A 12,781-nucleotide genomic window follows, 5' to 3' on the forward strand; every position below is an offset into this window, starting at 1 on the left:
CTCATTCCGCCTTGATATTGCCTTGGCGGATCACCTTGCTCCAGCGCTGCAAGTCATCCGTCACGACCTTGGCCAGTTCCTTGCTGCCGCCGCAGGTGGGCACAGCGCCCACCGCCCTGAAGTGCGCCCTGGTCTCGGGCATGTTGCAGATGGCCAGGATCTCGGCGGACAGTTTTTCCACCTGCGCCGCAGGCGTTTTGCTGGGGGCCAGCAGGCCTACCCATACCGGCACTTCCAGGCCCTTGATGCCGGCCGCCTCGTTCATGGTGGGCGCGCCGCGCAAGGTGGGCATGCGGCCGCTGGTAAAGCTGGCCAGCACGCGGGCCTTGCCGCCTTCCACCATGGGGTCTATGGAGGTGGCGCTGGTCACCACCAGCGCTACCTGGCCGCCCAGCAGGTCGGTCATGGCCGGACCCGCGCCGCGGTAGGGCACATGCAGCAGTTGCACGCCGGCGGTCTGGGCAAACAGCTCGCCGGTGAGGTGGGAGACCGTGCCGTTGCCGGTGGAGGCAAAGGTCACCTGGCCTGGCCTGGCCTTGGCGTCGCGCAACACGTCGGCCACGCTGGTATAGGGGCTTTGGCTGCGCACGCCCAGCGTCATGGGGGTGTCGGCCAGCATGGCCACGGCGGTGAAGTCGCGCTTCACGTCATAGGGCAGCTTGGGGTTGAGGTGGGGCGCGATGCTGATGGCACCGCCGGTGGCCAGCAGCAGCGTGTTGCCGTCCGGCAGCGACTTGGCCACGGCATCGGCGGCGATCACGCCACCGGCGCCGGCCTTGTTGTCGATGATTACCGGTACGCCCAGGCGGGTCGCCAGCTTGTTGCCCAGGTAGCGTCCTATGGCATCTTGTGCGCCGCCCACCGTGAACGGGATCACGATGTGCAGCGCCTTGGCATCGGCGGTCGGTGTCTGGGCCGAGGCGGCGGTCAGGGAAAGCGCCAGAGCGGCGACGAGGGCAAGCGGGGCGTAGCGAAATTTCATCAGGACTCCGTGAAACAAGCAGTAAAGAGATCGGATTGATTATGCTGGATGGATCTGTGCGCGCAGGCCTTGTCAGGCGCCCTGCCGGTGCGTTGTCCCGGCGACGGCGTGCGCTTGATAGCGTCCCCGTGGACTCGCTTCAACTTTCGTTGTGCGCGACGTTGACACGCTGGCGTGTACCTGCAGAAACGTCATAGGTATTGAAGCTGTTCATGGTTCGGCCGTAAAGATGCAGGCTCACGGCGCGCGGCCTGTCCGATGGCACGCCGGTGACGTGGATGTGGTCGGGGTTGGGCACAAAGCTCGTGACTGTGCCGTTCCCCAACAGGAAGACGCCGCCACGCACAAGATCAATGCCTTCATTGGCCCCGTTACTGGGTGACAGGCGCACGTAGTTGCGTTCCTCCAGCACGCCCTCCAGGACGCCGACGACACCCCAGCTGCCGTGGTCGTGTACCGGCGTCCATTGTCCCGGCGACCACACCAGGGCGTAGAGCGAGAGGCTGGCATCCGGTGCCTCGTAGACGAGATTGCGGGCGTAGTGCTCAGGGTCGCTTCTATAGTGCTGCGGTTCAAGAAACGTCTTGGCCTGGTCCATGAGGTCGAGCATCAATGGGGCCAGCGCCAGCACGCAGTCGGCAGGCTCGCAGAGATGGCGCGTGTGCTCCATGGCTTTGGAGACGAAGGATTCGAGAGCAAGCGAGGTCATGTTTAGTCCTTACCGAATATCGTGCGGATTCATGAAACCAGTTTAGGCTTCTGATACGGGAAAAATATTGCTAACTAAACCAATAAATTGAGACAAGAGGGCATGAACTGCCAGAATATGGCTATTAATTGGTAAATTATTTCAAATGACCTTAGACAAGTTTGACCAGGCCATCCTCGAGGCCTTGCAGCAAGACGCCACCGTGCCGGTGGCCGAACTCGCCAGCCGCATAGGCCTGAGCGCCACGCCCTGCTGGCGCCGCATCCAGCGCCTGGAAGCCCAGGGCCTGATCCGCAAGCGGGTGGCCTTGCTGGACGCGCAGCGCCTCAATGTCGGCGTCACCGTGTTCGTCTCGGTGCGCACCAGCCACCACAACGTCGAGTGGCTGCAAGCCTTTCACCAGCTGGTGTCGTCGATTCCTGAGGTGATGGAGTTCTACCGCATGGCCGGGCAGACCGATTACCTCTTGCGCGTGGTGGTGCCCGACATCGCCGCCTATGACCGCGTCTACAAGCGGCTGATCAACGGCGCCGACCTGGGCGATGTGAGCTCCAGCTTTGCCATGGAGCAGATCAAATACACCACCCAGCTGCCGCTGGGCTACGCCACCGCCTGAGCATCCGGCGCATCGCTCAGGGCTTTCTCTATGCTGGCGCGGTTCAGCGTGGGGGCGAAGGAGGTGATGAAGGCATAGACATAGCCGCGCAGATAGCCGCCGCGCCGCAGCGCCAGCTTGGTCAGGTTGATGCCGAAGAGGGCGCCGGCGTCGAGCGCGCACAGGGCCGTGTCGCGCTCGGCCTCGTAGGCGATGGACGCCACTATGCCCACGCCCATGCCCAACTGCACATAGGTCTTGATGACGTCGGCGTCCATGGCCGTCAGCACGATGTTGGGCGCTAGCCGGCGCTGGCTGAAGGCCTCGTCGATGTGGCTGCGGCCGGTAAAGCCGTTGTCGTAGGTGATCAGCGGATAGCGCGCCAGGTTTTCCAGCGTCAGCGGGCCGTCCAGCAGCGGGTGGCCGGGCGGGACTATCACCGAATGGGTCCAGCGGTAGCAGGGCAGGGTCACCAGCTCGGGATAGTCGTTGAGGGCCTCGGTGGCGATGCCGACATCGACCTCGCCCGATAGCAGCATGTCGGCCACCTGCTTGGGCGAGCCCTGGTGCAAATGCAGTTTCACCTGGGGAAACTGGCTGCGAAATTCCTGCACCGCCGGCGGCAGCGCATAGCGCGCCTGCGAGTGCGTGGCGGCTATGGACAGCCGGCCGTTTTGCTGCGCCATGAACTCCTGGCCGGCTTTCTTCAGGTTGCGGCTTTCCAGCAGCAGGCGCTCGACGATGGGCAGCACATGGGCGCCCGGTTCGGTCAGGCCGGTCAGGCGTTTGCCGGCGCGCACAAACAGCTCTATGCCCAGCTCTTCTTCCAGCTCACGGATTTGCCGGCTCACGCCGGGCTGCGAGGTGTGCAGCGCTTGGGCCACGTCGGTGAGGTTGAAGTTGCATCGCACGGCCTCGCGCACGGAGCGCAATTGCTGAAAGTTCATGGTGGCGGGGTGCGAAACGCACGGTGATCGCAAGAGTCGAAACACCGGATTGTGGGCAGCGCACCTTATTTCTGGAACAACTGTTTTGTTGTTTTGAAATGCCTAAAACATCCGAAGCAAGGCGGACACTTTCAGGCGATGGCTTGTCAGGATGCAGCTATCGCCTCCACCAAACGGTTGCCGCCTACAGCCGATAGGCCGCCTGTCGCGCCGGCGTCAAGGCGGTGCTGGCATAGACTGGGGTGACATAAACATGAAAGCGAATCCGTTATGACACGCGGCCCTAAATGGCTGGTGGGCTTGGGCCTGTTTGCCGGCCTGCTGGCATTGCTCTGGGGCGTCGTTGCAAGCCTGATCCCGTCCGACGAGGAACTGGCCCGGCGTACGGCGACGGCGCTGGAAAGCCTGCTCGGCGTGCCTGTCACCGTGGGCACGCTGCACTGGCGGCTGCTGCCTTTGCCCGCGCTGGTGCTTGAAAACGTTGTCACGGCGCAGCCCCAGCCCATCACGCTGCAAAAGCTCAGGCTTGAGCCGGATCTGCTGGCGCTGTGGCAAGGCCGGCTGAAGATCGACCATGCCGAACTGGTGGGCGCCGTGGTGCCGCAGCTGTCATTGGGCAAACTGGGGACCCAAGCTGAGGCTCAAGCCGACGCGCCCATGCCGGGCGGGCTGCTCGCCGATGCGCTGCCGCTGGCGCGTTTCGTGTTTCGCGATGTGCGCTGGATCTCGCGCAACGGCATCGCGGTGAGCTACGACGGCGAGGTGGACTTTGACCCCGGCTGGCGGCCGCGCCAGGCCCAGTTGCGCCGCCCCGATTTCAAACCCGTCATGGACCTGACGCTAAGCCGAAAAGGCCAGAGCGGCCAGGACAAAGAGGACCGCTGGGACCTGCGCATCAACGCCGGCGGGGGCACGGCGCACGGCGAGCTGCAGTTGCAGACCAGCGCCAAGGGGCAGCTGCAGCTGCAGGGCAAGCTGCAGCCACGCGAGATCGAGGTCGCCGGTGCGCTGGCCGCCTTTAACCGTCATTCTGTCGTGGCGGGCAAGGTTTCGGGCAGCACCGTGCTGTCGGCCCAGGGCAGCAATGTGAGCGAGTTGGCGCAGTCGCTGCACAGCCAAACCGCCTTCACCATGGGCCGCGCCACCTTGCTGCGCTTTGACCTGGACAAGACGGTTCGCAGCGCGGGCAAGGAGTACGCCGGGCAGACCACGCTCGATTCGGTGACGGGACAACTCGACACGCAAAACACCGCGCAAGGCATGGTGCTCAGCTACAGCAAGCTCAAGGCCAGCTCGGGCGCGCTGAGCATTTCGGGCAAGGCGCGCTTGGCCAATCGGCAGATCGAGGCCGAGTTTGCGGTGGACCTGGTCGATGGGCTGGTCGGCGTGCCGCTGCAGGTCAGCGGCCCGCTGGACAAGGTCAGCTTTTCCGTCCCAAGAGGTGTGCTGATGGGCGCCGCAGTGGGCACCGCCGTGCTGCCGGGGGTGGGTACCGCCATTGGCGCCCGCGTCGGGGCCACGCTGGGCAGGATTTTCAGCCCGCAGCCCGATCGCAAAAGCAGTACGGCGCCAGACAGATAAGGCCGCCCAGGGGTTGATTCGCAGCTCGGCGGCGCAAGCGGTGGTGTGCGCTCAGACTGCTTCTGTTTTTATAGCTGCTAGCGCTTTCCCTGATTGGGCTAGGGCCACTTTTTGCTCTTATTTCGGCACCAGCCTCAGGCCCGCATGTCGCCGGTCTTGACGTAGCGCTGGTGCCAGCTCAAGGCTTCATCCAGCAAATGCGGCGTGTGGCGGCCCGGGCCGTGGTCCCAGGCGCGTGCTGTGTAGTCGAGCAGGGCGCCCTTGAAGTCCGGGTGCGCGCAGTTCTCGATGATGAGCTTGGCGCGCTGGCGTGGCGACAGGCCGCGCAGGTCGGCCAGGCCTTGTTCGGTGACGATGATTTGCACGTCGTGCTCGGTGTGATCCACATGCGAGACCATGGGGACTATGCAGGAGATGCTGCCGCCCTTGGCCACCGAGGGCGTGACGAAGAAAGATAGATAGCCGTTGCGCGCATAGTCGCCCGAGCCGCCTATGCCGTTCATCATGTTGGAACCCATGGTGTGGGTGGAATTGACGTTGCCGTAGAGGTCGGCCTCGATCATGGCGTTCATGGCGATGATGCCCAGGCGCCGCACCAGCTCGGGGTGGTTGCTGATTTCCTGGGTGCGCAGCACGATGCGCTGGCGGTAAAAATCAATGTTGGCGTTGAAGTCGGCCAGCGCCTGACTGCTGAGCGAGATAGAGGTGGCCGAGGCCGATGTCATCTTGCCTGAGCGCAGCAGGTCCAGCATGCCGTCTTGCAGCACCTCGGTGAAACCGGTCAGCTGGTTGAAGGGGCCGTTGTTCAGACCGGCCAGCACGGCATTGGCGACATTGCCCACGCCGGACTGCAGCGGCAGCAGGTTTTCGGGCAGCCGGCCCTTTTTCACCTCGCCCTGCAGGAACTCGATGATGTGGCCGGCGATGCGCTGCGAGTTGTCGTCGGGCGCGGCAAAGCTGGAGTTGCGGTCGGACTGGTGGGCCGCCACGATGGCAACGATCTTGTCGGGGTCGCAGCGCAGATAAGGCTCACCAATGCGGTCATCGGGCTGCAGCAGCGGAATCGGCTTGCGATGGGGCGGCAGGTCGGTGCCGTAATAGATGTCGTGCATGCCTTCCAGGGCCTCGGGTTGCATGGTGTTGACTTCGATGATGACCTTGTCGGCCAGGTCCAGCCAGGTCTTGTTGTTGCCCACCGCCATGGAGGGGATGAGTCGGCCATCGGGCAGTATGCCGACCACTTCGATCACCGCCACGTCGAGGTGGCCCAAAAAGCCGAACCAGGCATGCTGGGCCACATGCGAGAGGTGCATGTCGCTGAAATGCATCTGGCCGGAATTGATTTTCTGGCGGCAGATCGGGTCGGACTGAAAGGGCAGGCGCATTTCTATGCCATCGACCTGGGCCAGCGCACCATCCAGTTCGGGCGCGGTGGAAGCGCCGGTCCAGATGCTGATGCGGAACTCTTCACCGGCGGCATGCAGGCCCTCTATGCGCTTGGCCAGCGCCTGCGGCACGGCCTTGGGATAGCCGGCGCCGGTAAAGCCGCTCATGCCGACATTGGCGCCAGCGGGAATCAGCGCGGCGGCGGCCTCGGCCGACATGATTCGGGATTTCAGGGCAGGGTGGCGCACACGGTCAGCGATGGACATCAGGGAGGGCTCCGAAGGAAGCGACGGCGCGTTTGCGCACGACTGAAGCCCCAAATCTTAGCAGCCAGCGCGATCAATCCAAGGGTAAACCCTTTGTACAAAATAAGGCGGTATCAACGGTCATCTTGAATTTTGCTATCAAATTAATAGCTTTTGTCGTATGACCGATAAGCGCTAACGGCCTATTTCATGCTGAACTGATGTTTATTTGGGGGCCAGCACGGCCATGGTGATGCGCGACACGCAGGTCAGCTCGCCGGCGTCGTTGCGCAGCTCTATCGTCCAGACCTGGGTGCTGCGGCCCAGATGCACCGGGCGCGTGATGCCGGTGACCCAGCCGCTGGTCGTGCCCTTGAGGTGGTTGGCATTGATGTCCAGCCCGACCGTGCGGTGGCCTTCGGGCACCGTGAAGGCCGCGCCGCAGGAGCCCAGGGTTTCGGCCAGCGTCACCGACACGCCGCCGTGCAGCAGGCGGTAGGGCTGGACGGTGCGCGAGTCCACCGGCACGCGGGCGCGGATGAAGTCGTCGCCCACTTCCAGGAATTCAATGCCCAGGTGCGCCACCGCCGTGTCGAGCGAGAGGGCGGTGAGTTGTTCGACGGAGATGGCTTGCTTCCAGATACGCATGGCGATTCTTTCGGAGGTGTCAATGTTCCCACTATAAAAGCAAGGCCATCGCTCCCAACGCTGGCGGGGACGGCGCGGGCCGCCGCCGCTTGAGCCCGCTGGCCGACTGGGGCTTGGCACCCTGCGGGGGCGGGAGTATATTGACGCGAAATATAGTGAAAAAGGCTTTCTCACACCGCTCGCCGGGCTAGTCCCGGTCTTTTTACCCAGAAGGACACGCTCTTTTTCAAATGACCGCCATGCCCTCAAAGCCGCCTGTCTCACCCGCCGTCACGCCTTTGGAGCGTGCGCTGGATCAGAACGAAGCCGTCAAAGACACCGTAGCGCAATCGGCTGACGAGTTGCTGGTGATCAACACCGTGCTCAAGCAGGAAATTCCCGATCAATTGCAAACTGGTGAGGTGGCGCAAGCGCTGCAGAAAACGGACCAGCTGGAAATCCGCATCCAGGCCTCGGCCGAGGACCTGGCGCAGGTCAACCAGGTGTTGGAGCAGGAGATTGATGAGCGCGCCAGCCTGGAGAAAGAGCTGAAAAAAACAAAGGCTGCCCTGGCGCAAGCCAAGGCAGCCTCATCACCGAAGTGAGTCCCCGCTCAGGGGATTAGCTTTTGGCCGGGCGGTTCAGCAAGGCGTAAAGCAGGATGGCGCCGAAGGTGGCGGTACCGATTCCGCCCAGCGCGAACTGGCCGAACTTCAGCGTGAAGTCGCCGGTGCCCAGCACCAGGGTGATGGCAGCGACCAGCAGGTTTTTGTTGTCAGAGAAGTCCACCTTGTTGGCGACCCAGATCTTGGCGCCGGCAATCGCAATCAGGCCGAACACCACGATGCTGACGCCGCCCATCACCGGCAGCGGAATCGCCTGGATCAGCGCGCCGAACTTGGGGCTGAAGCCCAACATCACGGCAATCAGCGCCGCCACCACGAAGACGGCGGTGGAGTAGATCTTGGTGGCCGCCATCACGCCGATGTTCTCGGCGTAGGTGGTGACGCCGGTGCCGCCGGCGCTGCCCGAAACCATGGTCGCCACGCCATCGCCTATGAAGGCGCGGCCCATGTAGACGTCCAGGTTTTTGCCGGTCATGGCCGTCACGGCCTTGATGTGGCCGAGGTTTTCCGCCACCAGGATGATGACCACGGGCACGATCAGCAGCATGGCGTTGGCCGTGAACACCGGCGCGGTAAAGCCGGGCAGGCCGACCCAGGCGGCGCTGGCGATGCCTGACACGTCAATCGGCTTGCCCCAGCCCAGGCCGTTGGTCAGCAGCGCATAAATGATGCTGGCGACGATCAGGCCGATCAGGATCAAGAGGCGCTGCAGCATGCCGCGCGTCATCACGGCGACCAGCGCCACGCTGACAAAGGTCACCACCTGCATCCAGGAATCAAAGTTGCTGGCCGCCATGTTCTTGACCGGAATGCTGGCCAGGTTCAGGCCTATCACCGCCACCACGGCGCCGGTGACCACGGGCGGCATGAAGCGCTCTATCCATTGGGTGCCCACCGCCTGCACGATGAAGCCGACCAAGGTGTAGACCGCGCCGCAGGCGATGATGCCGCCCAGCGCCACGCCGATGTTGGCATTGGGGCCCTTGCCGGCGTAGGCGGTGGCGGCAATCACCACGCCTATGAAGGCAAAGCTGGAGCCCAGGTAGCTGGGCACCTTGCCGCCGGTGATGAGGAAAAAGATCAACGTGCCTATGCCGCTCATCAGGATGGCGATGTTGGGATCGAACCCCATCAGCAGGGGCGCCAGCACGGTGGAGCCAAACATGGCGATCACATGCTGTACCCCCATGACCGAGGTCAGCGGCCAGCTCAGGCGTTCATCAGGTCCTATTACCCCGCCTTGTTGCAGCACCGCGCTGCTTTTTTCCGTCCAATCCAGCATGCCCATTCATCACTCCTGTTTTTAAAAGTGTGGCAATGCTAGGGGTAACGGGCGCCCGGCACAAGCGCCATGCGCGAGGTCGGTGCTGCAAGCATTGCTTGCGGCGGGCCTAGGCCCTCAACCCGATTGCATGCTCAGGCTGGCGGTGTCGGGGCGGCGCCCGGAGTGCAGGCGTATGCGCAGCGAGAGATCGGTCCTGGAGTCGGCATAGTCGATCGCCTGCTCCTGGGTGATGTCGCCACGCACGTAGAGCTGGTACAGCGACTGGTCGAAGGTCGCCATGCCGAGTTCGGTGCTCCTGGCGATGGCGGCCTTGATGTCGTCGGTCTGGCCCTTTTGGATCAGGTCGGCGATATAGGGCGACAGCAGCATCACTTCCACCGCCGGCACCCGCTGCTCGGCCAGGCCGCGCAGCAGCCGCAGGCCGACCACACCTTGCAGGTTGAGCGACAAATCCATCAGCACCTGGCGGTGCGCGGTCTCGGGAAAGAAATTGAGGATGCGCTGTATCGCCTGGTTGGCATTGTTGGCGTGCAGCGTGGAGACGCACAGGTGGCCAGTTTCGGCATAGGCCAGGGCGTGCTGCATGGTGTCCCGGTCGCGAATCTCGCCCAGCATGATGACGTCGGGCGCCTCACGCATGGCGTGGCGCAGGGCATCGTGGAAGGAGCGGGTATCCAGCCCGACCTCGCGCTGGTCGATGATGGATTGCTTGTGCGTATGCTCGAACTCCATCGGGTCCTCCACCGTCAGGATGTGGCTGCTGGTGGTCTGGTTGCGATAGTCCAGCATGGCGGCCAGCGTGGTCGACTTGCCGGAGCCGGCCGCGCCGACCACCAGCACCAGTCCGCGCTGCAGCAGGGCCAGTGTCTTCAGTACGGGCGGCAGCTTGAGCGCTTCTATGGACGGGATCTGGTGGTTGATGTGGCGCACCACCATTGCCACGTCACCGCGCTGCCGGTAGACGTTGACGCGAAAGCGCCCCAGCCCTTGCATAGCAATCGCCAGGTCGAATTCGAGGTCGGCCTCGAACTGTTGAATCTGCTGTTCGCGCATCACCGAATACGCCAGCGTCCTGATGCGTTCGCCATCCAGGGGCGCTTCCGGCAGGGGCTGGACCCGGCCCTCGATCTTGAGCGAAGCCGGTGCGCCACAGGACAGAAACAGGTCTGAGGCGGCACGCTGCACCATCAATGTCAGATAGTGGCCGAGCTCGTCGGGCTTGAAGGACGCGGGCAGTACCAGTTTCATGGGCGGGTGCTCCTGAACAGTGAAATTCAGTATCGCACGAACACGCCCGGCCGACGAGCGCCGGCCTGCCTGCGCCGCGTCGGATCAAACGCCCAGGTAGCCCGCCAGTGCCGAGCTGTTGGCCACTTCAGCGGCCGTGCCATGCAGCACCACTTGGCCTTTTTGCAGCACCAGCGCCCGGTCCGATTGCGACAAGACCTTGCGGTAGTCGCGGTCCACGATCAGCGTGGCAATGCCGCTGGCCCGGATGGCGCTGATGACCTTCCAGATATCGAGAACAATCAGCGGCGCCAGGCCTTCGGTGGCTTCGTCCAGGATGATGAGTTCCGGGTGCGTCATCAGCGCCCGGCCTATCGACAGCATTTGCTGCTCACCGCCCGAGAGCTGCGCGCCCAGATTGCCCAGGCGCTCCTTCAGGCGCGGAAAGGTTTCCAGCACGCGCTCGTAGGACCAGTCGTTGCGGCCGTCGCGGCCGCGCCGCGCCGCCATCACCAGGTTCTCGCGCACCGACAGGTTGGGGAACACGCCGCGGCCTTCGGGCACATAGGCCACGCCCAGGCGCGCCACTTCATGCGGCTTGGCGCGCGAAGCATCTTGCCCAAAGAGGGTTATGCGGCCGTCGCGCTGCGCCACATGACCGAGCAAGGTGCGGATCAGCGTGCTCTTGCCCATGCCGTTGCGGCCCAGCAGGCCTATGGTCTCGCCTTGCTTGATCTGCAGATCTATGCCGTGCAGCACATGGCTGGAGCCGTACCAGGCGTGCACCTCGCGCGCATCGAGAATGAATTCGGAAGACTTCACGTTCAGTGTTCTCCAAGATAGGCGAGGCGCACCTGTGGGTTGCTGCGTATGCCGGCTGGCGCGTCGGAAGCGATCACCGCGCCATTGACCATCACGGTGATGCGTTCGGCAATGCGAAACACCGCATCCATGTCGTGCTCCACCAGCAAAATGGCATGGCCGGTTTTGAGTTCGGACAAGAGCGCGAGCATGCGTTCGGTTTCCTCTGCTCCCATGCCGGCCAGCGGCTCGTCGAGCAGTAGAACCTGGGGGCTGGTCGCCAGGCACATGGCGATTTCAAGCTGGCGCTTCTGGCCATGCGACAGCAGTCCGGCCGGGCGGTCCAGCAAATCGGTCAGACCGGCGCGGGCGGCGGCCTGGCGCGCGGCCGAGGTGCTGGCCTCGCAGTGCTGGGCGCTGCGCCACCACTGCCAGGGCTTCTGGGTGCTGGCCTGCGCGGCGAGGCGGCAGTTCTCGAACACCGTGAAGCTGGGATAAATGGTATTGCGCTGGTAGCTGCGGCCCAGGCCCAGGCGTGCTCGCCGGGGTTGCGTCCAGTCCGTCACGTCCTGGCCCAGTAGCTCCACGCTGCCGTTGGACGGTGGAATCTCACCCGACAAAATATTGATCAGGGTGGACTTGCCGGCACCATTGGTGCCTATCACGGCATGAACGCTGCCGCGCTCCAGCGCCAGGGAGACACGGTCAAGCGCGACCAGACCGCCCCAGCGACGGGTGATCTCGTGGCCCCGCAGCAAGACTTCAGACGACGTATCAGACGGCTTCATGACCTACCTCCTGCATGCCTCTGCGACCAAACAGCCGCGCACGCACTTGTCCCGGCACGCCCACCAGGCCGCGCGGCAGGAAAACCACGCTGGCAATGATGCTCAGGCCCAGTCCCAAATGCCAGTGCTTGGCAAAGGCGCCAAACACCGCTTCGGACTTGAAAAACTCCTGCAGCAAGGCAAAAGCAAAAGCGCCTATCAGCGCACCGCGCAAATGGCCCAGCCCGCCCAGAATAATCATGATGAGCACAGCACCCGACAAGTGCCAGCTCATCATTTCAGGGTTGACGAAACCGTCCTTGACGGCAAACAGAAAGCCTGCCAACCCGGCCATGCCACCCGAAATGACAAAGGCCGCCAGCTTGTAGGGGTAGGTCGAAAAACCGGTGGCGCGCATGCGCTGCTCGTTGACGCGAATGCCGGCCAGCGCGCGGCCAAAGCGCGAGCGCAGCAGCAGTGCCAGAAAGCCGAACACCAGTGCCAGCAGCACCAGCGTCAAGCCATAAAGCGTCAGCGGCTTGTCCAGGTCCAGCAGGCTGCCGAGCACCGGTTTCAGGGTCAGGTAAATGCCGTCGGTGCCGCCGCCAAGCGGTGTGTCATGCACCATGTAATAAGCCATCTGTGCGAAGGCCAGGGTGACCATGATGAAGTAGGCGCCCTTGGTACGCAAGGACAGCGCGCCGACGACCAGCGCGTACAGCGCCGCCAGCAACACGCAGGCCGGTAGCAGCCACAGCAGCGAGGGTGCGTCGGTCTGCGGTGACAGCAATACGGCGGCATAGGCGCCTATGCCGAAGAAGGCCGCCTGGCCAAAACACACCAGGCCGGTGGTGCCGACCAACAGTTCCAGGCTGAGCGCGAAGATGGCGTAAATCATGATCTTGGTGATCAGATCAATGCCGTAGTTGCTGGCCGTCAGTGGATACAGCGCCAGTGCGGCAAAGGCCAGCAGCACAAAAAGATTTTTTGAGCGGTTCATGCG

At 63.5% G+C, this 12,781-nt stretch carries 13 protein-coding genes; 3 read left to right on the forward strand and 10 right to left on the reverse strand.

Annotated features, from left to right (window positions below):
- Position 1 precedes the first annotated feature (1 nt).
- Both BM160_RS05115 and BM160_RS05120 read right to left on the reverse strand, forming a co-directional pair.
- Complete coding sequence (locus BM160_RS05115; protein ID WP_092001566.1) at positions 2-982, reverse strand: Bug family tripartite tricarboxylate transporter substrate binding protein; 981 nt, start codon at positions 980-982, stop codon at positions 2-4.
- 139 nt (positions 983-1,121) lie between these two features.
- Positions 1,122-1,691 (reverse strand): cysteine dioxygenase family protein, encoded by a 570-nt coding sequence (locus BM160_RS05120; RefSeq protein WP_092001570.1) that lies wholly within the window; start codon positions 1,689-1,691, stop codon positions 1,122-1,124.
- Positions 1,692-1,836: 145 nt separating this feature from the next.
- Here BM160_RS05120 and BM160_RS05125 point away from each other — a divergent pair, with 145 nt between their 5' ends.
- On the forward strand, positions 1,837-2,307 hold the full coding sequence (locus BM160_RS05125; RefSeq protein WP_092001573.1) for an Lrp/AsnC family transcriptional regulator: 471 nt from the start codon (positions 1,837-1,839) through the stop codon (positions 2,305-2,307).
- Here BM160_RS05125 and BM160_RS05130 read toward each other — a convergent pair.
- Entirely contained in the window at positions 2,292-3,233 is a 942-nt protein-coding gene (locus BM160_RS05130; RefSeq protein ID WP_092001578.1) for a CysB family HTH-type transcriptional regulator, read from the reverse strand. The genes BM160_RS05125 and BM160_RS05130 overlap by 16 nt on opposite strands.
- A 270-nt stretch (positions 3,234-3,503) precedes the next feature.
- Between BM160_RS05130 and BM160_RS05135 the strand changes: the two genes are divergently transcribed.
- Positions 3,504-4,814: a glycine zipper domain-containing protein gene (locus BM160_RS05135; RefSeq protein WP_092001582.1), complete on the forward strand. Its 1,311-nt coding sequence runs from the start codon at positions 3,504-3,506 to the stop codon at positions 4,812-4,814.
- Between the two features lie 134 nt (positions 4,815-4,948).
- Here the strand turns inward: BM160_RS05135 and BM160_RS05140 are convergent, their stop codons facing one another.
- Entirely contained in the window at positions 4,949-6,466 is a 1,518-nt protein-coding gene (locus BM160_RS05140) for an acetyl-CoA hydrolase/transferase family protein (protein WP_092001585.1), read from the reverse strand.
- Positions 6,467-6,670: 204 nt separating this feature from the next.
- Positions 6,671-7,093, reverse strand: a complete 423-nt coding sequence (locus BM160_RS05145; RefSeq protein WP_092001588.1) for a hotdog fold thioesterase — start codon at positions 7,091-7,093, stop codon at positions 6,671-6,673.
- 239 nt (positions 7,094-7,332) lie between these two features.
- Here BM160_RS05145 and BM160_RS05150 point away from each other — a divergent pair, with 239 nt between their 5' ends.
- Positions 7,333-7,677: a hypothetical protein gene (locus tag BM160_RS05150; RefSeq protein ID WP_092001590.1), complete on the forward strand. Its 345-nt coding sequence runs from the start codon at positions 7,333-7,335 to the stop codon at positions 7,675-7,677.
- A gap of 16 nt (positions 7,678-7,693) precedes the next feature.
- Here the strand turns inward: BM160_RS05150 and BM160_RS05155 are convergent, their stop codons facing one another.
- The 5 genes from BM160_RS05155 to BM160_RS05175 all read right to left on the reverse strand — a co-directional run bounded on the left by BM160_RS05155 (position 7,694) and on the right by BM160_RS05175 (position 12,778).
- A complete protein-coding gene (locus BM160_RS05155; RefSeq protein WP_092001593.1) occupies positions 7,694-8,986 on the reverse strand; it encodes a solute carrier family 23 protein in 1,293 nt (430 codons plus the stop codon).
- Positions 8,987-9,097: 111 nt separating this feature from the next.
- Positions 9,098-10,231 carry a PilT/PilU family type 4a pilus ATPase gene (locus tag BM160_RS05160; RefSeq protein ID WP_092001596.1) on the reverse strand — a complete coding sequence of 378 codons (1,134 nt, stop codon included), beginning with the start codon at positions 10,229-10,231 and terminating at the stop codon, positions 9,098-9,100.
- 84 nt (positions 10,232-10,315) lie between these two features.
- On the reverse strand, positions 10,316-11,032 hold the full coding sequence (locus tag BM160_RS05165; RefSeq protein WP_092001599.1) for an ABC transporter ATP-binding protein: 717 nt from the start codon (positions 11,030-11,032) through the stop codon (positions 10,316-10,318).
- A gap of 2 nt (positions 11,033-11,034) precedes the next feature.
- Complete coding sequence (locus BM160_RS05170) at positions 11,035-11,799, reverse strand: ABC transporter ATP-binding protein (protein WP_092001603.1); 765 nt, start codon at positions 11,797-11,799, stop codon at positions 11,035-11,037.
- Positions 11,786-12,778 carry a branched-chain amino acid ABC transporter permease gene (locus tag BM160_RS05175; RefSeq protein ID WP_369821747.1) on the reverse strand — a complete coding sequence of 331 codons (993 nt, stop codon included), beginning with the start codon at positions 12,776-12,778 and terminating at the stop codon, positions 11,786-11,788. Before BM160_RS05175 ends, BM160_RS05170 begins: the two co-directional genes overlap by 14 nt.
- Between the last annotated feature and the right edge of the window lie 3 nt (positions 12,779-12,781).

The organism is Polaromonas sp. OV174 (genome assembly GCF_900112285.1).
GTDB lineage: Bacteria > Pseudomonadota > Gammaproteobacteria > Burkholderiales > Burkholderiaceae_C > Polaromonas.

What these genes read in the sequence shown, in the direction of transcription:
- BM160_RS05115 (WP_092001566.1), bottom strand. Translation starts at nt 982, where the DNA reads ATGAAATTTCGCTACGCCCCGCTTGCCCTCGTCGCCGCTCTGGCGCTT.
- BM160_RS05120 (WP_092001570.1), bottom strand. Translation starts at nt 1,691, where the DNA reads ATGACCTCGCTTGCTCTCGAATCCTTCGTCTCCAAAGCCATGGAGCAC.
- BM160_RS05125 (WP_092001573.1), top strand. Translation starts at nt 1,837, where the DNA reads ATGACCTTAGACAAGTTTGACCAGGCCATCCTCGAGGCCTTGCAGCAA.
- BM160_RS05130 (WP_092001578.1), bottom strand. Translation starts at nt 3,233, where the DNA reads ATGAACTTTCAGCAATTGCGCTCCGTGCGCGAGGCCGTGCGATGCAAC.
- BM160_RS05135 (WP_092001582.1), top strand. Translation starts at nt 3,504, where the DNA reads ATGACACGCGGCCCTAAATGGCTGGTGGGCTTGGGCCTGTTTGCCGGC.
- BM160_RS05140 (WP_092001585.1), bottom strand. Translation starts at nt 6,466, where the DNA reads ATGTCCATCGCTGACCGTGTGCGCCACCCTGCCCTGAAATCCCGAATC.
- BM160_RS05145 (WP_092001588.1), bottom strand. Translation starts at nt 7,093, where the DNA reads ATGCGTATCTGGAAGCAAGCCATCTCCGTCGAACAACTCACCGCCCTC.
- BM160_RS05150 (WP_092001590.1), top strand. Translation starts at nt 7,333, where the DNA reads ATGCCCTCAAAGCCGCCTGTCTCACCCGCCGTCACGCCTTTGGAGCGT.
- BM160_RS05155 (WP_092001593.1), bottom strand. Translation starts at nt 8,986, where the DNA reads ATGGGCATGCTGGATTGGACGGAAAAAAGCAGCGCGGTGCTGCAACAA.
- BM160_RS05160 (WP_092001596.1), bottom strand. Translation starts at nt 10,231, where the DNA reads ATGAAACTGGTACTGCCCGCGTCCTTCAAGCCCGACGAGCTCGGCCAC.
- BM160_RS05170 (WP_092001603.1), bottom strand. Translation starts at nt 11,799, where the DNA reads ATGAAGCCGTCTGATACGTCGTCTGAAGTCTTGCTGCGGGGCCACGAG.
- BM160_RS05175 (WP_369821747.1), bottom strand. Translation starts at nt 12,778, where the DNA reads ATGAACCGCTCAAAAAATCTTTTTGTGCTGCTGGCCTTTGCCGCACTG.